The 22,927-nt window shown below is 58.8% G+C and carries 16 protein-coding genes and 1 tRNA gene; 13 read left to right on the forward strand and 4 right to left on the reverse strand.

What is annotated here, in order from left to right; genetic code table 11:
- Positions 1–236: 236 nt before the first annotated feature.
- From acpS to I1969_RS02815, 8 genes are all read left to right on the forward strand, one after another.
- Entirely contained in the window at positions 237–776 is a 540-nt protein-coding gene (gene acpS, locus I1969_RS02780) for a holo-ACP synthase (protein WP_195232659.1), read from the forward strand.
- Complete coding sequence (locus tag I1969_RS02785) at positions 777–2,393, forward strand: NAD(P)H-hydrate dehydratase (RefSeq protein WP_082222952.1); 1,617 nt, start codon at positions 777–779, stop codon at positions 2,391–2,393.
- Between the two features lie 2 nt (positions 2,394–2,395).
- A complete protein-coding gene (alr, locus tag I1969_RS02790; RefSeq protein ID WP_035137770.1) occupies positions 2,396–3,541 on the forward strand; it encodes an alanine racemase in 1,146 nt (381 codons plus the stop codon).
- Between the two features lie 8 nt (positions 3,542–3,549).
- On the forward strand, positions 3,550–4,170 hold the full coding sequence (locus tag I1969_RS02795; RefSeq protein ID WP_006235848.1) for a uracil-DNA glycosylase: 621 nt from the start codon (positions 3,550–3,552) through the stop codon (positions 4,168–4,170).
- Between the two features lie 12 nt (positions 4,171–4,182).
- Complete coding sequence (tsaE, locus tag I1969_RS02800) at positions 4,183–4,689, forward strand: tRNA (adenosine(37)-N6)-threonylcarbamoyltransferase complex ATPase subunit type 1 TsaE (RefSeq protein WP_138113463.1); 507 nt, start codon at positions 4,183–4,185, stop codon at positions 4,687–4,689.
- Positions 4,676–7,060: a tRNA (adenosine(37)-N6)-threonylcarbamoyltransferase complex transferase subunit TsaD gene (tsaD, locus tag I1969_RS02805; RefSeq protein ID WP_195232667.1), complete on the forward strand. Its 2,385-nt coding sequence runs from the start codon at positions 4,676–4,678 to the stop codon at positions 7,058–7,060. Before tsaE ends, tsaD begins: the two co-directional genes overlap by 14 nt.
- A gap of 790 nt (positions 7,061–7,850) precedes the next feature.
- A complete protein-coding gene (locus I1969_RS02810; protein ID WP_195232669.1) occupies positions 7,851–9,740 on the forward strand; it encodes a carbon starvation CstA family protein in 1,890 nt (629 codons plus the stop codon).
- Between the two features lie 184 nt (positions 9,741–9,924).
- Positions 9,925–12,099 (forward strand): hypothetical protein, encoded by a 2,175-nt coding sequence (locus tag I1969_RS02815; RefSeq protein ID WP_195232671.1) that lies wholly within the window; start codon positions 9,925–9,927, stop codon positions 12,097–12,099.
- A 396-nt stretch (positions 12,100–12,495) separates the two neighbouring features.
- Here the strand turns inward: I1969_RS02815 and I1969_RS02820 are convergent.
- The 4 genes from I1969_RS02820 to I1969_RS02835 all read right to left on the reverse strand — a co-directional run bounded on the left by I1969_RS02820 (position 12,496) and on the right by I1969_RS02835 (position 17,242).
- Positions 12,496–12,570 (reverse strand) — tRNA-Gln (locus I1969_RS02820).
- Between the two features lie 38 nt (positions 12,571–12,608).
- Positions 12,609–13,514, reverse strand: coding sequence for a peptidoglycan-binding domain-containing protein (locus tag I1969_RS02825; protein ID WP_195232673.1), 906 nt, complete (start codon positions 13,512–13,514; stop codon positions 12,609–12,611).
- Between the two features lie 138 nt (positions 13,515–13,652).
- Positions 13,653–14,666 (reverse strand): polyprenyl synthetase family protein, encoded by a 1,014-nt coding sequence (locus I1969_RS02830; protein ID WP_271747976.1) that lies wholly within the window; start codon positions 14,664–14,666, stop codon positions 13,653–13,655.
- Positions 14,667–14,791: 125 nt separating this feature from the next.
- Positions 14,792–17,242 (reverse strand): PTS transporter subunit EIIC, encoded by a 2,451-nt coding sequence (locus I1969_RS02835; RefSeq protein WP_195232677.1) that lies wholly within the window; start codon positions 17,240–17,242, stop codon positions 14,792–14,794.
- Between the two features lie 229 nt (positions 17,243–17,471).
- On the opposite strand from I1969_RS02835, the gene I1969_RS02840 reads away from it, so the two are divergent.
- From I1969_RS02840 to I1969_RS02860, 5 genes are all read left to right on the forward strand, one after another.
- Positions 17,472–18,191 carry a GntR family transcriptional regulator gene (locus I1969_RS02840; protein WP_055285612.1) on the forward strand — a complete coding sequence of 240 codons (720 nt, stop codon included), beginning with the start codon at positions 17,472–17,474 and terminating at the stop codon, positions 18,189–18,191.
- A 306-nt stretch (positions 18,192–18,497) separates the two neighbouring features.
- Positions 18,498–19,814 carry an ABC transporter substrate-binding protein gene (locus tag I1969_RS02845; protein ID WP_006235863.1) on the forward strand — a complete coding sequence of 439 codons (1,317 nt, stop codon included), beginning with the start codon at positions 18,498–18,500 and terminating at the stop codon, positions 19,812–19,814.
- A gap of 87 nt (positions 19,815–19,901) precedes the next feature.
- Entirely contained in the window at positions 19,902–20,756 is an 855-nt protein-coding gene (locus I1969_RS02850) for a carbohydrate ABC transporter permease (RefSeq protein WP_006235864.1), read from the forward strand.
- Positions 20,756–21,595 (forward strand): carbohydrate ABC transporter permease, encoded by an 840-nt coding sequence (locus I1969_RS02855; RefSeq protein ID WP_195232678.1) that lies wholly within the window; start codon positions 20,756–20,758, stop codon positions 21,593–21,595. The genes I1969_RS02850 and I1969_RS02855 overlap by 1 nt, the downstream gene beginning before the upstream one ends.
- A gap of 68 nt (positions 21,596–21,663) precedes the next feature.
- Positions 21,664–22,863 carry an ABC transporter ATP-binding protein gene (locus I1969_RS02860; RefSeq protein ID WP_022095054.1) on the forward strand — a complete coding sequence of 400 codons (1,200 nt, stop codon included), beginning with the start codon at positions 21,664–21,666 and terminating at the stop codon, positions 22,861–22,863.
- The last annotated feature ends 64 nt before the right edge of the window (positions 22,864–22,927 follow it).

Consider the following 22,927-nt stretch of genomic DNA (forward strand, 5'->3'; position numbering starts at 1 on the left):
CCATCGCGCCGAGAGTACTGCGGGGTCAGCCCGTGGGAGGCCAGGGCGCCGCTGACCGGTGGACGGCACCGAGCCGTGCGCTTGAACTGAGAAGGGGGAGGCCTCGCGGCCTCCCCCTTTTTTGCGTTTACGGGCTTTTGTCTCACATAGTAGCTGTGTTTTATAACCCTCGTTTGTCGCATCTTCTGCGAACGGGCTACAATAACTTAGTCTGTGCGATATGGAGGTGAATGAACATGGCTGAAGCTGGTATCGGCGTTGATATCGTCGAGATTTCCCGCATGAAATCAATTCTTGAAAAGACGCCGTCGTTTGCTCGGCGTGTGTTTACCGAAGAAGAGCGTGCTTATTGCGATGCATCATCGCGTCCCGCTGCTCACTATGCCAGCCGCTTTGCTTCGCGCGAGGCGGTGCTTAAAGCTCTTGGCACGGGTTTTAGTCAAGGCGTGGGTCGCAAGGATGTTTCGGTAACGCGTGATAAACTCGGCAAACCGAAGGCGCTGCTTTCGGGCCGTGCACTCGAGATCGCTCAAGAGCTGGGTGTTGTTGAGGTCGCTCTTTCCATTACGCTTACAGGAGACCTAGCCGTTGCGAATGCCATCGCGATTACCGAAGATGCTCGACCTAAGCCTAAGGAAGAAAAGGTGAGCACCAAGGAACGCGTAGCGCAGACATTTAAAGAGGCTCGCTCTGTTTTAGATGAGCTTGAGCAGCTGCAGAATTCAGCATTGACGGAGCACCTGGGCGATGCTTCGCTAGATACGCTAGGAGCATAGATGAAACCGGTTTTGAGTACCGAAGAAGTCGTTCGTCTCGAGGATATCATCGAACGCGAAGGGACTTCGAAGGCCGAGCTTATGGAGCTAGCGGGTGAGTTTGCCGCCAACGAGGTCTTGAAGCTCAATCCCGATCGGGTTCTCGTTCTGGTCGGTTTTGGTAATAATGGCGGCGACGGTTGGGTTGCCGCCGATATCCTGAGCCATAAGGGTGTGGACGTGGATATCGTTTCTCCGGTTGAGCCGGATGAGATTCCTGCTGCTCTGGCACGTCATGTTGCTCGTCGTACTGCCGGCCGCGATGTGCACGTTTGCGTCGGCCCCTCGCGTGACGAACTCGAGGTTTTGATCGATAAGGCCGATGTTGTTGTCGATGCCATTTTTGGTACCGGTTTCCACGGAAATCTGCGTGCGCCGTTCTCCATCTGGATTCCTACGGTCAATGAATGCGCCGATTGTGTCGTATCCATTGATGTTCCCTCGGGCCTGAATGCCGAGACGGGCGTTGTTGATGACGACTGCATTCGTGCCGAGCATACGGTGACGATGATTGCGCCCAAGATTGGTCTGTATAGCGCTGATGGTCCTGAGTATGCTGGCGATTTGATCTGCGGCAATCTTTACGACCGTCTTGACGAGGTCATCGATGATGTCGACCACGCCGCCGAGATTGTCGAGCCCGGTGACTTAGTTGATTACTTTGCCCCACTACCTACGAATATCGATAAGTATTCCCGTGGCTCTGTGCTTATTGTCGCCGGATCTGCGCAATATCCTGGTGCTGCCATTATGGCGGCCAAGTCTGCAGCTCGCGCGGGTGCTGGTTACGTGGCAGTCGCGGCTCCTGACGCCTGCGCCAATCTTATTCGCATGGCACTTCCTTCGATTCCCGTCTTTGCTATTCCGTCTGATTCCCGCGGCTCCTTTGGCGCCGCTGCGCGCATGACGGTGTGCGAGATTGCAAAGAAGTACAGCTGTGTACTGTGCGGTCCCGGTATGACGACATCTGCCGGCGCTATGCAGGTGGTTTCGGGCTTGCTCGAGCTTGATGTGCCGCTTATCTTGGACGCCGATGCACTCAACTGCCTTGCTAAGATTGCCATTGACGGTATTGATAGTAATCCCGAGATGTATCGTCGCGAGCAGCCGTTGGTTATGACGCCGCACTATCGTGAACTTTCGCGTCTGGTTGCCGGTGACGAGGTGAACGACCTTGGTACTGCGATTGCAGCCGCGCAGAAGGTTGTCTGGGCTGCAGGCTCCGACAACCTGGTTGTCATTGCCAAGGGGCCGACGACGGCTATCTGTGGCGTTGAGCGTGTGCTGCTGCCGCTCTCGGGTCCGGCTTCTCTGGCAACTGCCGGTTCGGGTGATGTTCTCGCGGGTATTTTGGCCGGCACGCTTGCCACCATGCGCGACGAGATGGATCGTTGGGAGTTGCTGTATTCGTACGCCGTCGCACTTCACAGCTACGCCGGTTTTGCCGCGGCGACGGAGTATGGTGAGAAGAGCGTCATCGCGACCGATCTTATCGACTTGATCGGTCCGGCCATGGAACTGGCGGCAAAGGATGCGCTCGAAGATCTGGGAATCATGGACGAAGGGTCGGATGACTAATCATGAATAAAGCCGATTTGACGCGCTGGTCCTGGGTCGAGATCGACCGCGGGGCGCTCCGTCGCAACACGAGGGCCTATAAGAACTTGCTGAATCCACGTCAGCGCCTGTGCTGCGTGGTCAAGGCCGATGCTTATGGTCATGGAGCTGTTGAGTGCGCCAAGATCATGTATTCGGCCGGTGCCGACATGTTTGCCGTGGCGACGGTTAACGAGGGCGTTGAGCTCCGACAGGGCGGGATTACGAAACCCATCCTCATCCTAAGCGAGCCGCCTATCGAGGCCATTCCGACGTTGCTCGAGTTTGATATCATGCCTTCGGTCTATACGTCTGATTTTGCTCTTGCGTATGGCGAATGTGCCGTCGCGGCGGGCAAAGTGGGCAAGTATCATCTCGCCATCGAGACGGGCATGAATCGTATCGGCGTTCACTACACGCAGGTGCTCGACTTTGTCCGCGGTATAAATTTCCATCGCGGTATTCAGTGCGACGGCGTATTTACGCACTTCGCCACGGCCGATGAACCTTCGGGCTGGGACTACAAGCTGCAGTGTCAGCGCTTTACCGAGGCCGTTCAGGCCATTAAAGATGCGGGTTTTGAGTGCGGTATCGTGCACTGCGCCAACACGCCGTCCTCGATGCTCGACCCCTCGATGCATTTTGATATGATTCGCGCCGGCGTTGGCTTGTATGGCATGCAGCCGTGCGAGCTGAGTGGCCGCGTGATGCAGCTTGACCCCGTTATGAGCGTCCATGCGCGCGTGACGCGCGTGGCACACCCTGCGATGGGTGAGGGCGTGGGCTACGGTTTTACCTACCGCGTACCGCGTACGCGCGTTCAGATCTGCACGCTGCCGATCGGTTATGCCGATGGCCTATCGCGTACGCTTTCCAATCGTATGGATGTGCTGTATCGCGGCGAGCGTGTGCATCAGGTTGGCAATATCTGCATGGACCAGTTTATGGTCGCCATTCAGTCCAACCCGGCACACGAGATTCCCGAGGCCGAGTATGGTGACGAGATGATCATTGTCGGCCGCGATGGCGATGCCGAGATCACTATGGACGAGATGGCCCGACTGCGCGGAACGATTAACTACGAGGTCGCCTGCGGCTTTGGCATGCGTCTCGACAAGGTCTACGTGTAGGAGCCGCTATGGGCGTCATGCACATCCCCGGCCATACCCATCAGGCACCACGTGAGGTCGCACTCGAGGAAATTGAGGCCGTTCTGGGCGATTGTCACCTCTGCCAGCTCTACCAGTCGCGTCACAATATCGTGTTTGGCGTGGGAAACCCCCGCGCTCGCGTGATGTTTATTGGTGAGGCGCCGGGCCGCAATGAGGATTTGCAGGGCGAGCCCTTTGTGGGGGCGGCAGGCGAGGACCTCAACGGCATTTTGTCGCTGGCGGGGCTCAAACGCGAAGACGTCTACATTGCCAACGTGCTTAAGTGTCGCCCGCCGGGAAACCGCAATCCACGTCCCGAGGAAGTGCTGGCTTGCTCGCCGTTTTTGCGTGAGCAGATTCGAAGCATCTGGCCCGATATTATCGTGACGCTCGGCAACCCCGCGACGCACTTTGTGCTTAAGACCGAGATTGGCATTACTAAGCTGCGCGGCAGGTTCCACCAGATGGGGCATTTTGTAGTAATGCCCACGTTCCATCCGGCAGCAGCGCTGCGCAATCCGGCGTGGCAGGAGCTGCTGGAGGAAGACTTTAAGATGCTGGGCGATTATCTGGAGCGACATCCCGCACCAGAGGACGCCTCGGAATAATAAGGAGCATATATGTCCCTGGAGCGCCTGGGGGTAGGTACTTACAAAACGACTTGCGCTGCCGATACGGAGTACTTTGGCGAGCTAATTGCACCGTGCCTTGAGGACGGCGATGTGCTCATCCTGACCGGTGGCCTGGGAGTGGGCAAAACTCACTTTACCAAGGGCGTCTCGCGCGGGCTGGGCGATGGGCATATGGTTACGAGCCCTACGTTTGCGCTCATGGCCGTTCACGATCAAGGCCGTATTCCGCTGTTTCACTTTGATCTATACCGCCTGGAGCATGCCTACGAGCTCGAGGATACGGGCATTTTCGATGTGCTGGGCTATGAGGGTGCTTGCCTGCTGGAATGGGGCGAACAATTCCAGGACGAGCTGACGGATGAGTATCTTTCGGTGACGCTCAAGCGTGATGAGGGCGACAGCGATGTGCGAACGATAACGCTTGAGGCGCACGGTGACCGCGCAATGGAGCTTTCCCATTTGATTGATAGGGCTGTACAAGATGAGCTTGCATAACGACAACGCGCTGGTGGTGGCGCTCGATACCTCGACCGACATGCTTGCCTGCGCGGCAAGCTGGATTGATGGGCAGACGGGCGAGACGAAGCTCGTGAGTGGCGACCACATGTGTCGCCGTCACGCCAACGTTGAGCTCGTGAATACCGTTGATGGCGTGCTGGCTCAAGCCGGTCTGGATCGCAGCGATGTTGGTTGCTATGTGGTCGGCCGCGGCCCGGGGTCCTTTACGGGTGTGCGCATCGGCATCTCCACTGCCAAGGGCCTCGCGCGTGGTGCCAATGTTCCGCTGCTGGGCGTGTCGACGCTCGACGCCTGCGCTTGGACGGCGTGGAAGGCTGGCGTGCGCGGCAAGCTTGGTATCTTGGCCGATGCTATGCGCGGTGAGGTATATCCGGCGCTGTATATGCTGGTCGATGAGGGTCCCGAGCGTCAATTTGAGCGCGAACACGTGGTCAAGGCCGCCGTGGCGCTCGATGAGTGGCGCCAAGCAGCGGACTGGGACCAGGTTCAGCTGACCGGCGACGGTCTCGTGCGCTATGGCAAGCTGCTGGGTGAGGACGAGATCGCCCGCTGCGTGGAGCGCGACCTGTGGTGGCCTTCGGGCGAGGGCTTGCTGCTCGCGCACGCTGCGGGTGACGGCGATCCGGCTCGCGTCCTGCCGATTTACACGCGCCTTTCGGATGCCGAGGAAAACGAGCGCAAGCGTCTTGGTCTTGCCGAGAGTGCGCAGAGCGAAATTACGGGCGTTGCCGATGAGCTCGCCGGTCGTCATCTGCAGTTCCGTCCCATGGGCGCGGCGGATGCCGAGGGCGCGAGCGCGTTAGAGGCTGCCTGCTTTGAAGGTGCCGGACACAAGGCGTGGACGCCGGGCATGTTCCTGTCCGAACTGGGCGAGGACGTCGCTGCGCCGCGTAGTTGGTGGGTGGCACACGACGACGGCAAGCTGCTGGGCCTTGCCGGCGGTATGGTCGTGGACGGTGATGTGCAGATTCTGGATGTCGCCGTCGACCCGGCACATCGCCGTGAGGGCATTGCCCGCAAGCTGCTGTCGCATGTGAGCTATGATGCCCAGATGCTCGGCTGCACCACGGCTTCGCTCGAGGTCGAGGACGGCAACGAGGGAGCGATCGCGCTTTATAACGCTCTGGGCTTTACCGAGGCTGGCCGTCGCCGCGGCTACTATGGTGCCGGCAAGGATGCCATCGTCATGACGGCTCCGCTGCCCCTCGTGCTTCCGGTCGACAATGCTTCGCCCGAGCCGACGGCGGCAGAGCAGCGCGTATGGCCGCTGCCTGCGCCCGGGCGCTCCGAGGGGGAGCGTGCCGAAATTGAACGCCGCCGCCTAGTGCTCGCTATCGAGAGTTCCTGCGACGAGACGGCCGTGGCGATTATCGATGCGGATGGCAATATGCTGGCCAACCAGGTGTCGACGCAGATTGATTTCCATGCCCGTTTTGGCGGCGTGGTGCCCGAGATCGCCTCGCGCAAACACGTTGAGGTGATTGTGAGTGTCGTGGATGCGGCGCTCGAGGATGCCGCAGCATCGCTTGGTCTTGAGGGTGGAGCCATTGCCCCCAGCGAGCTTGCCGCCGTGGGCGTGACACAGGGTCCGGGCCTGGTGGGCGCGCTCGTGGTTGGCGTCGCCTTCGCCAAAGGCTTTGCCTACGCTGCCGGCAAGCCGCTCGTGTGCGTCAACCATCTGGAGGGGCACCTGTTTGCCAACTTGCTAGCGCAGCCCGACCTCAAGCCGCCGTTCATCTTCACGCTTGTCTCGGGCGGGCACACCATGCTCGTGCACGTGAAGGCATGGGGCGACTACGAGGTACTTGGTGAGACACTCGATGATGCTGTGGGCGAGGCCTTCGACAAGGTAGCCAAGGCGTTGGGTCTGGGCTATCCCGGTGGCCCCATCATCTCCAAGCTGGCCGAGACGGGCAATCCCCGCGCGATCGATTTCCCCCGCGCGCTTAACAGCAGGGGAGACTATCGTTTCTCGCTTTCGGGCCTCAAGACGGCGGTGACGCTCTACATCGAGCAAGAGACCAAAGCCGGGCGCACGATTCACCTGCCCGATCTGGCGGCTTCGTTTGAGGCGGCTGTCTTTGACGTGCAGTACAAGAAGGCCAAAAACGCATTGCACGCTACCGGATGTAAGGAATACTGCATCGGCGGCGGCGTCTCGGCCAACCCGCATCTGCGCGAGATGATGATCAAGAAGCTTGGACGTCAGGGGATTCGCGTAACGGTGCCGCCCTTGTCTGCCTGTACCGATAACGCAGCCATGATCGCGGAGGTCGCCCGCCGTAAATTCGACCGAGGTGAAATCTCGCCGTTCGACGTCGACGCCGATCCGAACATGACGCTGTAGCTGGTACGGCGCGGTCCCCGGACGGAGGGGCCGGATATAAGGTTTCCTGCTCTACAGTTCTGCGCAAGACGAAGGCCACATTAAGTGGCCTTCTTTGCGTGCGGAACTCGCGATAAACCTTATATCCGGCCCCTCCGGTCGGGGACCTTTCTGTATCGATGCGGCTTCTGAGCCGGATCGGCGTCGACAACGTTCGACAAGGTTAGCCAGCTGCGTCGAATTTCCGGCATGCTTTAGCTGAAAGAAAAGTTAGCGTGCGGAGCTTTGCTCCGCATTTGGGATGGGAGCCCCTCGGGAGCGGGCGGGCGTATACAAGGTTTATCGCGAGTTCCGCACGAGCCGGAGAGCACTTAATGTGCTCTCCGTGCGAGCAGGACTGTAGAGCAGGAAACCTTGTATACGCCCGCCCGCTCCCGAGGGGCAACTCTCATGCAAAAACTTTTGTCGGGTAAAGTCCGAGGTCAGTGGCGTTTTATACCAAGAAATTCAAAAAAAGCTGAAAATTCATTACATATTTGCGTTGACTTTAGGCAACTAAAGTTTCATACTCCTTTTCATCCACTGGGGGATGTGAACACGCACGGATCGTTCACATCATGATTGAAGAGGATTTCTCAGACATGTTCACGCATCAGCTAAACATTATCAGCGTAGTAATTATCTGATGCGGGTTAGCACATACAGCTAGCCCGTACGATAACGGGCGGCTGATGAAGATGAGGGCCGTCGAGCGCAACCGACGACCCTCATTTTTTATGTCTGGGAAGTTCTTTTTAGAGGAGGAAATGTAATGAACGGAGTTTTGCTCATGGTTGTGGCCGCGGCGGTGCTCGCCTGCGGCTATCTGGGCTATGGCCGATGGCTGGCCAACAAGTGGGGCGTTGACAAAGAGGCCCTCACGCCGGCCAAGCGCATGAAGGACGGCAACAGCTTCTCGCCCGTCTCCGCCTTCACCGCGTTCTCGCACCAGTTCAGCTCGATCTGCGGTGCTGGCCCTGTTACGGGTACGATCGTCGCCATGGCCTTTGGCTGGCTGCCCGTCGTGCTCTGGGTCCTCGTCGGCGGCATCTTCTTTGGCGCCGTCCACGACTTTGGCGCCCTGTACGCCTCGATGAAGAACAACGGCAAGTCCCTGGCTCAGCTCATCGAGAAGTACATCGGCAAGACCGGCCGTCGCCTGTTCCTGCTGTTCTGCTGGCTGTTCTGCATCATCGTCATCGCCGCCTTCACCGACATGGTCTGCAAGACGTTCATGTTCACCCCGGCCGTTGACGCTTCTGGTGCTGCTACCGGTGCCGTCGACTTCACCAAGTCCTATGCCGCCGGCTGCGCTGGTACCATCTCCATCCTGTTCACCTTCGTCGCCATCGCCTTTGGTTGGGCCCAGAAGAAGTTCAACCTCACCGGCGCTGCCGAGTTCGTCACCGGCGTGGTCCTCATGGTTCTCATGTTCGCCGTCGGTATGCAGTTCCCGGTCTACCTGGATAAGTTCCAGTGGTTCGCCGTCGTCATGGTCTACCTGGTCTTCGCTGGCGCTATGCCCATCCAGATGCTCAAGACTCCGCGTGACTACCTCACTTCCATCATGATGATCGTCATGATCGTCTGCGCTGTCCTCGGCATCGTTGTCCTGGGTGTTAACGGCCAGGCTACGATGACCGCTCCGGTCTTCACCGGCTTCTCCAGTGCCTCCGGCATGATGTTCCCGGTCCTGTTCGTCTCCGTCGCTTGCGGTGCTCTCTCCGGTTTCCATAGCCTCGTTTCTTCCGGTACTTCCTCTAAGCAGGTCGAGAAGGAGCAGGACGCCGTCAAGGTCGGTTATGGCGCCATGATCGTCGAGTCCTTCGTCGGCATCCTTGCCATCATCGTTGCTGGCATCATGTTCTCCGACATGAACACCGCCGGTACCGGCGCCCTTAACGCCGGCGTCGCTTCCACCCCGTTCCAGATCTTTGCCGCTGGCATCTCCCGCGGTATGCAGGCCTTCGGTGTTGACGGCACGCTCGCAACCGTCTTCATGACCATGAACGTCTCCGCTCTGGCCCTGACCTCGCTCGACGCCGTCGCCCGCATCGCCCGCACCTCGTTCTCCGAGTTCTTTGCCCAGACCAACGACGCCCTGGCCGTCGAGTCCAAGGCCGGCTACATGAAGGTCCTCGGCAACCCCTGGTTCGCCACGGTTGTCACCCTGCTTCCTGGTCTCGCCCTCGCCTTTGGCGGCTATGCCAACATCTGGCCGCTCTTTGGTGCTTCCAACCAGCTGCTCGGCGGTATGACCATGATCACCCTCGCCGTGTTCTGCAAGTGCACCGGCCGCAAGGGTTGGATGCTCTACGTGCCCGTCGTCTTCCTGCTCTGCTGCACCTTCACCTCGCTGGTCCAGAGCGCCATGGGCTGCATGACCGCCGTCCAGGCCTACGGCTTCTTCGGTACCATCCCGGCCACCGCTACCACGGCTGCCGTCTCCGTCGCCGCTACCAAGGGCCTGCAGCTCGTCTTCGCCGTCCTGCTGATGGTCCTGGGCCTCATCGTTGCCGTCAACTGCCTCAAGGAGTTCTTCGGCAAGGAGGCCGGCTCCATGCCCGACGAGGAGCCCGAGTGGTCCGAGATGGGCAAGGCCGAGTATGGTCGCGCCGCTGCCGCCGAGGCTCCTGCCGACGCTGAGGCCGCCAAGGCCTAGTCAGCTTGATGGACTAACCGTTCCATCCATATGACTCGGAAAGATCGGGTCCGCGACTTCGCGGGCTCGGTCTTTTTTTCATGCGAAAGCGGGTGACGCTCGAGTGTTCTCGCAGATGTTTTGCGTGGATAAGGGCGCGCGTTGTACCATATAGACGTATATGTGTACATATGAAAGGGGCCCCGTGGCCAAGACGGTATATTCCGATAATCAAAACAATGTCGATGCTTTGGCTGAGCGCCTGAGCAGCCAGACGTCGCTTTCTGCTGAGCGTGCCAAGCTGGTTGCCTACGACCTGCTTTGCCGCAAGGCGCTCAAGATTAAGTCGAGTGCGCTGGCGCAGATTTTCCGCTCCGTCGATAAGGAGTGCGACACCAAGGCGATGCGCGATGAGCTTATCGCGGCAAAGATCGTGACCAAGATCGAGGGTAGCGGCATTAACGGGCGCCCGGCGTTCTATACCATCAATGCCGAGATCCGCGATGTCCAGGAGCAGCCTGCCGAGTCCGTCGAAGATTTTGTCGTCGAGGATTCCGCCGACGTGCCTGCTGTGGAAGAAGCTGCTCCGTGTGAGCATGTCGATACCGATGAGTTGCTCGATGAGAACGTCGTGCGTGCCTTTACGGCCAAGGCAGGACGCGGCGGTTTTGGCGGGGGCGGCAAGCGCGATGCACAGCGCCGCGCCCAGCAGGAGCGCTTCCGTCGCGCCGTTGCTCAAAAGGGTGAGACGGATGCCGAGGCTGTTGAGACCGAGGTTGCTGCCGAGTCGCAGAAGCCCACGAAGGAGCAAAAGCCCGTGGAGGCCCAAGAGCCCAAGCGCCGTCGCGGTGCTCACTTTAAGGCTGCACAGCAGGATGCCGCGCGTGAGGTCGAAGAGTCTTCTGAGGTTGCAGACGATGTTGAGGAGTCTGCCAAGAAGGCTCCGAGTTCGTGTCGTCCCGGCCGCGGTTTTGCGGGACGCGCGTATCCCGTAAAGCATCAGGGGAAGGGCGAGTCGGTTTCGACCACCCAGGACGAGAAGGTCGTTGAGCCGGCGGCTCGCGAACAGAAGCCTGCTGAGCCGCAGCTTGAGGTTGATGCCGAGGCTAGGGGCCAGCAGCCTACTGATGAGCAGGCGGAGCAGGGCGCGTCGAGCAAGTCTCGCCGCCGTCGCCATCGTGGGGGCCGCAGTTCCCATGCCGAGACTGCAGCCGAGAAGACCACGCCGCAGGACGAGGATGCGAAGGTCGAGGTTTCTTCGGGGCAGCCTAAGCGCCAGCCGGCGAAGGAGAGCAAGTCCGATTGTCCGCAGAAGCAGGCGCCTATGCCGAAGCGCGAGCGCAATTCCCAAGGCGATTCTAAGCGCAAGTCTCAGAAGAAGCCGGAGTCTACCGCAGCAGATACTGCTGCCCAGCAGCCCAAGTCGGCAGTCCACGGCGAGGTCTCGGCGTTTGCCCTTGCCCGCGTTTTAGGCAGGCAGCTGCTCAAAGTTGTCCCTACGCCTACGGCGCTCTCTAAGATCAAGGAGCAGCAGACACAGATCGTAAAGGTCGAGGGCAAGGACGGCAAAAAGGCTCCGCAGCGCACTCAGCACAACGAGATGTCCAACCGCAAGATTGCCGAGGAAATCGCAATCATCCAGGCTTGGATCGAGCAGAACCGAGGTGCCGATACGCCGGTTGCCTCGCGCCGTCAGCGTGCCTACCAGATCTTTAACGACGAGAAGGCTTTTGACGGCAAGCACGGTGAGCGCCTGATCAGGCGTATGACCGAAAAGGGCATCAGCATGCAGGCGATCAAGGTCGCCCCCAATCGCCCCGTGCATTTTACGGGCTTCTTTACGCTGGGCGCCGACAAGCCGTTCATTATGGTCGAGAACCTGGACACCTACGACGAGATCGTCAAGCTGCTGCGTGGCCGCAAGCACGCCAAGCTCTTTGGCATCAAGGTGGGCGGCGTGATTTTTGGCGGCGGATGCAAGGCGAGCGTCTCGCATGCCCTGGACGATTATCTGGCCGAGATTGGCTATCGCTTTAACTACGTCTACTACGTAGGCGATATCGATCGCGAGGGCGCGCGCATTGTCGAGCAGACTCGCAATGCCAATGTGGTTGAGATTCGCCTGCATGCCGGCATGTACCGCGCCATGCTCGCCGAGCATAAGCGTCGCGTGAAGGCCGGCGGCGAGTGCGAGCCCGCGGCTGCCAACCAGGGCGTGCCGCAGAACCTGGCGGCGACGATCAAGGATCTGCCCATGGTTACGCGCGTGCAGTTCCGCAACGTGCTGCGCGAGGGCGGGCGCATTCCGCAGGAGATTCTGATGACCGCAGACTATCGGGATGGCGACTCGGGAAGCTTCGACCGCATGCTGAACAATTAGGGACGCGTGGCCCCGGCGGGCCGGGCATTAAGTTTGCTGCTCTACAGTCCTGCACAAGACGAAGGCCACATTAAGTGGCCTTCTTTGTGTGCGGAACTCGCGACAAACTTAATGCCCGGCCCGCCGGGGCCACGCGCCATTTTGTAGATGACGGCTCGCTTTTCGGAACTGGGCTGATAATTCTAGATGTAAGGCGCTCTCGGCTGATATGGGACGGAGGGATTCCGCGTCCGCCTTTTCGGCGGCCGCGCCCCGCTGCGTCGCTTTGCTCCTTGCGTGCTGCGCTGGAAAACGCTTTGCGTTTCCTCAGCTCCGCACCCTTGCGGGTTCGAATCCCTCCGCTTGCCCACAAGAAAGCGCCCTGGGCCGTTATGGGCTCAGGGCGCTCAATTTTAATGGCTGGGACGGAGGGATTCGAACCCCCAACAGCCGGCACCAAAAACCGGAGTTCTACCGTTGAACTACGTCCCAATGTGTGGTGTTGCCCAAAAGCAACTCGTTTAGTTTACCTAATCTGCGAGGGCATCGCAAACACCATCGAGCAGGCGTACGGCGAGTGTCTGCGCGTCGCTGGCCGTGAAAGTGCCGTTGTAGCGCGTCATGCCCGTGAGCTCAATGCGAATGTGAGCCGGCTTCTGCTGCGCGGCGACATTGGCAGTGCGGATGCGCTGGGCCAGGTTGTGGCACTCGGCGAGGGCAATCGTGGCGCGCGGTGCGGCGTCGGCGGGCAGCTCGTCGCTTGCGATTTCGAGCACCAGGTCAACGTCGGTTGGGACCTCGGAGTCGCAGAGCATCATGCCGCTGTTGTCGGTCGTTGCCGTGGCGATATTCCACATGCGCGACGCAACACTGCGCGCGATGGGGTCCTCGCCGATAACGGCAATCTGGAAGCGCTCGAGCACGTTGGCGGCGCGAGCAAAACCGATGCGGGACTCGGCTTCGGTGACCGAGGGCTTGCCCTCCCACACATGGTGCAGGCGGTTGATGTAGGCGTAGGTGTCCTGGAAGGCCATGCCGTCGGCAAACAGGCCGACATTTTCCTGGAACTGCTGCAGGGCGGCCTCGGTATGCGGACCAAAGTAGCCGTCGTCTTCGCCACAGGCAAAGCCCAAAACGTTGAGAGCGCGCTGCAGGGCCTGCACATCGGCGCCATGGAAATTGGGCATGCGCAGATAGAGGGTGCGGTCGCCCAGCTTATACGAAGCGTCTACAAGGGCGCTCCAACAGGGGATATCGACGGCACAGCCAGCGGCAAGGCCGCTATCGAGCCTAAAGGTGCCAACAGCCTGCTCGGTGGTGGTGCCAAAGCGCTTGTCGGAGACCTCGGCGTCATCGATTGTATAGCCGAGCTGCAGAAGGCGGGACTGGACGTCCTCGACGGCTGCTCCCTGCATGCCCGTTGTAATAGGTTCCATGAACGAACCCCTTTCGGCGTACCATTCGTACTATTTGAGCGTCTGTCGGATAGACAACGCAAAGGGATGCATAAACATGCACTCAACAGTGTAGCAAGTTGTGCCTAAATACGCTGCTGACAGGTTTTATAACACCCGTTAGTTAAGGCGCTCCACAAAGAAATCTGCCATGGAGAGGAACAGCTCGCGTGCGTGCGGATCAAGCTCAACGTTCTCGATGGCCGCTTTGGCCTTAGCGGTCAGGTCGAGCGCGTAAGTGTGGGCGTAATCGATAGAGTCGGTCTCCTGGAAGATCTCCACGGCGCGCGCGAGCTGCGCGGGATCATCGGTGCCCGAGGAAAGAATCGCCTCGACCTCGTCGTGGTGGCGCTCATCAGAGAGGGCGTGTACGGCGACAAGCGTGCGCTTGCCCTCGGTGATGTCGGTGCGGAAGTCCTTGTTGGCGGCTTCCTTAGTGCCGACAAGGTTGAGCAGGTCGTCCTGAATCTGAAAGGCGAGGCCTGTGTGTAGGCCAAAGGCGCGCAGCGCTTCGATTTGCTCATCGCTGCCGCCGCCGATAATGGCTCCGGCGGCAAGCGGCGTGGCTCCGCTGTAAAACGCGGTCTTGTGCGTCGCCATGTCCAGGTAGTCATCAACCGAGATATCAAAGCGCCCGTCACGGACCCAACCCAGGTCGAGCGCTTGACCCTCGATGGTGCGGACGATCATCTCGGTAAGCTCGTGGAGCACGCGCAGCTTCACGTCGGACTCCAGCGTAGGGTCGTCGAGAACCGTCTTGGTGACCATGGTGAGCGCCAGGTCGCCACAATTGATGGCAAGGCCCGTGCCCTCGGTAAGGTGCATGCAGGGCTTGCCTCGACGAAGCTGTCCGTTGTCGGCGATGTCGTCGTGGATCAGCGCGCCCGACTGGAAATGCTCGATGGCTGCCGCGGCGCTGCGGGCGCTCTCGAAGCTACTGCCCACTGCGGTTGCGGCGAGCATGCAGATAAGCGGGCGGTGGCGCTTGCCGGCGTTGGCCGTAAAAGCCGAGAGCGGCGCATACAGGTAGCGCTCGATATCGGCAGAGGTCGCCTGTCCGTCAAAGAACGTGGCCAGATAGTCGTTAATCTGGTCAAAGTGCTGGGCTAAAAAGCTGGTAAACGGACTGGACACGGGTTCTCGCATTCTTTCTGAGGTTGCATTGATGCAATATGCAGACAACATATTGCCACATCAGGGCGTTTGGCGCGGCAGTTTTGGCGATTTAGGACAACAGGCGTGCGTTTGATGGAGTGTGCCTAAATCAGCCTAAAATGCTCGAGCGCCGCAACGACACCGTCGTGATCGACGGTGTCGGTCACGTAATCGGCCTTATCCTTGAGATAGTCCGGCGCATTGCCCATGGCGATACCGACATCGACGGCGTTCATCAGCGAGACGTCATTGCTGGCGTCGCCAATGCCGTATACGGTTCCGTGGTGGGGGTCGAGGGCGTCGAGTACAGACTGGATGCCCCCGCGCTTCGTGCATTCGCGGGGCGAGATTTCGGTTACCTCGAGTTCGAGCTCGTTAAAGCACAGCAGCGGCTCAAGTGCCTTATCTTGAGCGATGTGGTTGGCGAGCGATGTAGACATCAAGATCTTGTAGACACTGTAATGTTGCAGCTGCGTGACTGCGTCGCCCAGGGTGCGCGCGTATCCGGGGGCATCGGGGGCATCGGCACTCATGCGCACGACGCCGTTGAGGCCCTCAAAGCGGATGACCTCGCCCGATTGCTCAAGATAGGGGGCAAGATGCTGCAGCATGCTGGGCGTCATCGACAGATCGCGAATTGCGTGTCCGTTGATCTCGGCGTAACCGCCCGCAAGACAGACGATGCCGGTCCAGGGCAGCTCAAGAAGTTTGGGGTGGATGCAGCTGAGGGTGCGCCCCGTGCAGATAAAGGCCATGTTGCCGTTGGCGACAAACTCGCGGATTGCCTGCGAAACCGCCTCGTTGGGATAGGGGGAGAGGTCCCGCTCGTCTTCGGGAAGGTCTTGGGCGAGCCTGGGGTTTTGCCAGGCGAGCGTTCCGTCGATATCGAAGAAGCAGATATCGCCGCGCTTATGGGCTGCGCTGGCGGCAGGGGAGGCCGAGGCGGTGGGCACAAATCCCGGCTCGAGGCCCATGATCTGGTCAAAATGCTCTTTAACGCGGGGAACGGAGATGCCGATGATCACCTGGGCGGTCTTGCCCGTAATGATGAGGCCCTTGGCGCCCGCCGCGACAAACGCCGCGTTATCTGCAACGATGGAAGGGTCTGCGACCTCGACGCGCAGGCGCGTGCCGCAGTTGGTTGCGCCCACAATATTGCCAACGCCACCTAAAAGCTGAATTGCCCGCTCAGCGAGGACGTGATCTTGATCGGATCGACTATCGACCTCGTCATTGGGGGATTGCTCTTTGGCAAAGTCGCTTCCCGTTAAACAATCGATTGCCGCGCGATTGGCAACATGATCCTCGCGGCCCGGTGTCTTAAGGTCATAGACCAAGATGAGTGCTCGAAAACTAACAAAAAAGATGAGGCTAAAGGCAAGGCCGATACCGAGCGCCAAAAGATAGGCACCGGCATGCGTGCGCATGAGCGGAATAAAGTTGAAGGCTGCCATCTCCATGAGGCCGCCCGAGAAGATGCCGACGATGCCAAAGAGATTCATGGTTGTGGCAAGGCAAGACGATAAGACGGCGTAGAGCAAAAAGAGCCCGGGGTGGGTGAACATAAAGAGAAACTCGAGTGGCTCGGTAACGCCGCAAACCACCGAGGCGACGATGGCGGGCAAAAGGATGACCTTAAGGCCGGCGCGGCGCTCTGGTTTTGCGGTGGAGTAGAACGCGGCTGCGATGGCGGGAAGGCCAAAGAGCTTGACCCAGCCGGTGGCGGTAAAACCGGCCCACGGCGCAAGTTCATTAAGGGGGCGCGTGCTATGGGAGAGGATGGGGAGCAAGCTGCTCCACGTGGCGTAGATGCCGTCGTTAATGACCAGGTTGTCGTAGTAGATCGGCATGTAGAGCAGGTGGTGCAGCCCCATGGGCTCGAGCGCTCGCTCCAAAAGCACAAAGATGCCCACGCCAAAGGGGCCGACGCTCGTAAGTGCATGGCGCAGCGTTTCGGTCATTGCGTATACGGAGGGCACGATGGCGGCCGAGATAGCGGCAAGGGCAAACACGGCAAAAAAGCTGATGAGGTAGACCAGCGAGGAGCCCGAGAAGGTGCCGAGCCAATCGGGAACCTTGGCATCGTAGAAGCGGTCATGGATGGCGACGACGGTTGCCGATACCGCCAGCGGGCCGATAATGCCGGTGTCGAGCGTCTTGATGCCGTCGATGATGGTGATGCCGCTAGCGGAGGTCAAAGACGACGGGTACTTAAGTCCAAGATTGTCTCCGCTCAGCTTAATGATCTCGCTCAAAAAGAAGCAGTAGGCAAAATAGGCGACGAGAGCCTCGAGGCAGCAACGAGCCGGTTGTTTTTGGGCAAGACCGATGGGCAGCGCTACGGCAAAAAGGAGCGGGAGGCGTTTAAAGACCGTCCACGAGCCGCGCTGGATGATGGTCCAAAAAGCGTACCAAGGGGTTCCGTATACGGCGAGATCGCCGACGATGTCCGCAGTCGTTGCGAGAGCGGAGACGCCGACCATGAGGCCTGATATAGAAAACAGCATGGCGGGCGCGAACATTGCCCCGCCAAAGCGTTGGATTTTTTGCAGCATGTTCTGCCTTCCGAATATCGAGGCGCGTTGCGCGTGGGGAAACGTTTAAACAATGGATTCATTGTAGAGGACCAGACGAGTGTCGTACCGGCAGTTTTGAGCGAAACCGATTTGGGCATGACAGAAACCGTCAACGGCTAAATCCTGTCGCTTCACCGATATTCGGTTTAAACAACTTTAAGAAATGCTATCGTGCCTAGCCGGAAATGAATAATGTAGAGGTGAAACAATGCCAAAAGCGATATACGAAGGAATCTACCGAGAAATACGCTCGCGCATCATTAATGGGACCTATGCGTTTCAGGAGATGCTGCCAACCGAAGCCGAGCTGACCGCGGAATTTGGCTGCACGCGCAATACCGTCCGCCGCGCTTTGAGCATGCTGGCCGACGGGATGTTTGTGCAGCCCATACACGGCAAGGGCGTGCGCGTTATTTGGCTTAAGGGCGAAACCGACATGTTGGGCGCACTCGAAGAGGTTGAGTCGTTTGGCGAGTTTGCAAAGCGCAACAATGCCGTTGCATCGACGGACGTTAAGTCTTTCGAACATCTGGTTTGCACCGAGCAACTCTCTCGTCACCTGGGCTTTAAGGTGGGCGAGGAGTTGATTCGCGTAGTGCGTGTCCGAAGCCTCAACGGCAACGCGCGCCAAGTGGACCATGGCTATTTTTTGGCGTCGATCGCCAAGGGCCTGACTCCCGAGATCGCGGCAGATTCTATTTACGGCTATCTGGAGCACAAGCGCGGTGTCAAAGTGATGGCGAGCCGTCGTACGGTGAGTGTCGAGCTCGCCAACGATGAGGACTGCAGCTATCTTGACCTCGGCAAATACAACTGCGTTGCCGTCATGGAGAGTCAGTCGTACACCTCGGATGGCATCTTGTTTGAGGTGACGCACACTCGCACACACCCCGAGATCTTCCATTACCGCGTCAATTCCAAGCGATAGCCGGCTAGCTCGCAGCCTGACGAGACTCATGGCCTCAAAGAGAAAACGCCCGGTCAAACCGACGGTACATCGGCTTGACCGGGCGTTTTCTCTGCATTAGATAACAAATAATTGTTTATACAAAACTTGTCAAGCATCAAGTTGAAATTACCGTTCACCGAAGTTTTTCTACCGCTCTAGTAATACTTGTTCAAACAACTAGCCAAATAGCGTATCGTTCAAATCAGCAAAAGGGGCAAAGTCCCCGAGCCAATCTCCGAAGGCGGCGGCAAAGGGTGCCGCCACGGTGTGAAAGGGTGGATTGTAATGAAGAACGAAATGAGCAGAAGGCAGTTCCTGGGCTTTGCTGGTTCCGCGGCTGCAGTTCTTGGTCTGGGCCTCGTGGGTTGCGGTGGTTCTGCCGGCTCCGGCTCCTCTGCTTCTGGTGACGCTGCCGAGGTCTACTTCCTCCAATTCAAGCCCGAGGTCGACAAGGAGTGGAAGGAGATCGCCAAGGCTTATAAGAAGGAGAAGGGCGTCGAGGTCAAGATCGTGACCGCTGCCTCCAACACCTACGAGGAGAAGCTCAAGTCCGAGATGTCCAAGAGCTCCGCTCCGACCCTGTTCCAGGTCAACGGCCCCACCGGTCTTAAGAACTGGAAGGATTACTGCGCCGACCTGTCCGATACCAAGCTCCGCGGTGAGCTCATTGACGACTCCCTGGCTCTGCAGTCCGACGGCAAGGATGTGTGCATCGACTGGGTTCAGGAGAGCTTCGGCATTATTTACAACAAGCAGCTGCTCGAGAAGGCTGGCTACAAGGCCGAGGACATCAACTCCTTCGACAAGCTGAAGGCTTGTGCCGACGACATCCAGGCCCGCAAGGACGAGCTTGGTGTCGAGGGTGCCTTCACTTCCGCCGGCATGGACGACTCCTCCAGCTGGCGCTACACCACCCACCTTGCCAACATGCCGCTCTACTACGAGTTTGAGAAGGAGCACAACCAGGAGGACGACGAGATCAAGGGTGAGTTCCTCGACAACTACAAGCAGATCTTCGACCTGTACATCACCGACTCCACCTGCGATCCTTCGCAGCTTGCTTCCAAGACCGGCGACGACGCCACCAACGAGTTCGCAACCGGCAAGGCCGTCTTCTACCAGAACGGCTCTTGGGCCTACTCTGACCTCGTCAAGGCCGGCATGACCGACGATCAGATTGGCATGATGCCGATCTACATCGGTGTTGACGGCGAGGAGAACCAGGGCCTGTGCTCCGGCGGCGAGAACTACTGGTGCGTCAGTTCCCAGGCTTCCGAGGATGCCCAGAAGGCCACCGAGGACTTCATGTATTGGTGCGTCACCGCTGACACCCCGACCAGCATCATCGCCGACAAGATGGGCCTGACCGCTCCGTTCAAGAGCGCCAAGGAGACCACCAACGTCTTCTCGCAGCAGGCCGTTGCCATGGCCAAGGACGGCAAGAAGACCGTCGCTTGGGACTTCGTCTACATTCCCTCCGAGGAGTGGAAGAAGAACCTCAAGCAGGCTCTGATTGCCTACGCTGCCGATAACAGCAAGTGGGACGGCGTCAAGAACGCCTTCGTCGATGGCTGGAAGACCGAGAAGGCCGCTTCCGAGTAAGCAGTTGCTGCCCAAGCTATCTGATTAGCGACAGGGGGCGGGCAGACGTTGGTTTGCCCGCCCCCTGCATATTGAAAGGACCCTTTTATGGGCAAAGCACTCAAGCGCTGGTGGCCGCTCTTTATGCTGCCCACGTGCCTGGCGTTTATGATCGGGTTCGTGATCCCTTTTATCCAGGGCTTCTATCTCTCGTTCTGCCAGTTTATTATCATTAGTAACGCGCACTTTGTCGGTATCGAGAACTACGTGCGCGCGCTGTCCGATCCGCAGTTCTCCACGTCGTTCTTCTTTACCGTGGCGTTTGCCTTCCTGTCGACGGTGCTCATCAACGTGATCGCCCTGGCCATTGCGCAGGCGCTCACCCGCAAGGCGCTCAAAGGCACCAACATCTTCCGTACGATCTTCTTTATGCCTAACCTGATCGGCGGCATCGTGCTGGGCTACATTTGGCAGATTCTGATCAACTGCCTGCTCTCCAACGTGGGCGCCCAGCTCATCGCTCTTAACTCTGCTGCTGGCTTCTGGGGCCTTATCATCCTGACCCTGTGGCAGCAGGTCGGCTACATGATGATCATCTACATCGCTGGTCTGCAGTCCATTCCGTCCGACTACATCGAGGCCGCCAAGGTCGACGGCGCTACGGCATGGCAGACGTTTTGGAAGGTTAAGATCCCTAACCTGATGCCGACCATCACCATCTGCCTGTTCCTGTCCATCACCAACGGCTTTAAGCTGTTCGACCAGAACCTCGCCCTTACCGGCGGCGCCCCCGCGCACTCCACCGAGATGCTCGCCCTGAACATCTACAACACGTTCTATTCGCGTGCCGGTATCGCATGGCAGGGCATTGGTCAGGCCAAGGCGGTTATCTTCTGCATCCTGGTCGTGGCCATCTCCATGATCCAGCTTAAGGCCACGAGGTCCAAGGAGGTGCAGCAGTAATGAAACGCGATAAGGTTATCAACCGCGCGCTCTCGATTTTCTTTACGATCCTGTCGCTCGCGTGGATCTACCCCGTGTTCATGATTGCGCTTAATTCTTTTAAGAAAGCGACCGCAATCAGCACCACCACGGCATTCGATCTGCTCACGCCCGAGACGTTCAACGGCCTCGCAAACTACATGCACGCCCTTAACGAGCAGGGCTTTGCCTCGGCATTTATGTGCTCGCTCATCATCACGGTCACGTCGGTCGTGCTGATCTTGGTGTGCTGCTCCATGTGCGCTTGGTACGTGGTTCGTGTCAACAACAAGATCTCGAACTTCTTCTATTACCTGTTCGTGTTCTCGATGGTCGTGCCGTTCCAGATGCTCATGTTCACGCTGTCCAATTTGGCGGACCGCATCGGCTTTAACACGCCGTTCAACATCTGCTTTATCTATCTGGGCTTTGGCGCGGGCCTGGCGGTCTTTATGTTCGCCGGTTTTGTAAAGAACATCCCGCTCGAGATCGAGGAGGCGGCCATGATTGATGGCTGCAACCCGGTCCAGGTGTTCTTTAAGATCGTCCTTCCCATCATGAAGCCCACCTATCTTTCGGTCGGCATCCTCGAGACCATGTGGGTCTGGAACGACTATCTGCTGCCCTACCTTACGCTCGACTCCACCAAGTACAAGACCATTCCTATCTTGATCCAGTACTTCCGCGGCGGCTACGGCCACGTCGAGCTCGGCCCCATGATGGCCTGCATCATGATGGTCGTTATCCCCATCGTCATCATGTACATCCTCTGCCAGAAGTACATCATCGACGGTGTGGTGGCAGGTGCCGTCAAGGGCTGATGCCGTAACTGTTTTGCAAGTTTCTGCGGCGCCCCTCAGCGCGGCGCCGCATATCGAAAGGTAAAGACATGGCCGAGATCGTTCTCAAGCATGTTCAGAAGGTGTATCCCAACACCGAGTCCAAAAAGAAGGGCTTCTTTGGCAAAAAGAAGAAGACCGAGGAGAAGAAGCACAACCTCAAGGTTACCGAGGACGGTGTGCTCGCTGTAGAGGACTTCAACCTCACCGTTCACGACCAGGAGTTCGTCGTCCTCGTTGGCCCCTCTGGCTGCGGTAAGTCCACGACGATGCGCATGGTCGCCGGCCTGGAGGACATTACCTCGGGCGATGTGCTCATCGACGGCAAGCGCGTCAACGACGTGGCGCCCAAGGACCGCGACATCGCCATGGTGTTCCAGAGCTATGCTCTGTACCCCAATATGACGGTGTACGAGAACATGGCGTTTACGCTCGAGCTCAAGAAGGTCCCCAAGGACGAGATCGACCGCAAAGTTCGCTCTGCTGCCGAGATTCTGGGCATTACCGAGTACCTCGACCGTAAGCCCAAGGCGCTTTCGGGCGGCCAGCGCCAGCGTGTCGCTATCGGCCGCGCCATCGTGCGTGACCCCAAGGTCTTCCTGATGGACGAGCCACTGTCCAACCTGGACGCCAAGCTTCGTAACCAGATGCGTGCCGAGCTCATTAAGCTGCGCCACGAGATCAAGGGCACGTTCATTTATGTTACTCACGACCAGACCGAGGCTATGACCCTCGGTGACCGCATCGTGGTCATGAAGGACGGCGTCGTCCAGCAGATCGCCACCCCGCAGGAGGTCTTCAATCATCCCGCGAACATCTTCGTCGCCGGCTTTATCGGCGTGCCGCAGATGAACTTCTTCGATGCCCAGCTGGTGCGCTCGGGCAACGGCTTTACCGTCAAGACCGAGGATATGAACGTGGCGCTCGCCCCCGAGACCTGCGCTCAGCTTGCCCTCAACTGGGACGGCGGCGACGTGAAGGAGATCACGGCCGGCGTGCGCCCCGAGCAGATTCTGCTTGCCGACAAGGACGAGGAGGGCGCGCTCCAGGGTACCGTCGAGGTGACCGAGCTCATGGGTTCGACCGAGCATGTCCACGTGACCGCTCCCGACGGCCAGTTTGTCCTGATTATCCCCGTCGTCGACCTCGAGGCCAAGGGCGCGCTCAAGGCTGGCGACACCATCTGGTTCAAGTTCGAGAAGAACGCGACCCACCTCTTCGATAAGGTCTCTGGCAAGAACCTTATCTAGGCCCGGTGCATCCAGGCCCTTCCTTTGGGCGACTGCGGTATTGCCATCCTTTTGCCGCGGTCAC

This window comes from Collinsella aerofaciens, assembly GCF_015548375.1.
GTDB classification, from domain to species: domain Bacteria; phylum Actinomycetota; class Coriobacteriia; order Coriobacteriales; family Coriobacteriaceae; genus Collinsella; species Collinsella aerofaciens_AB.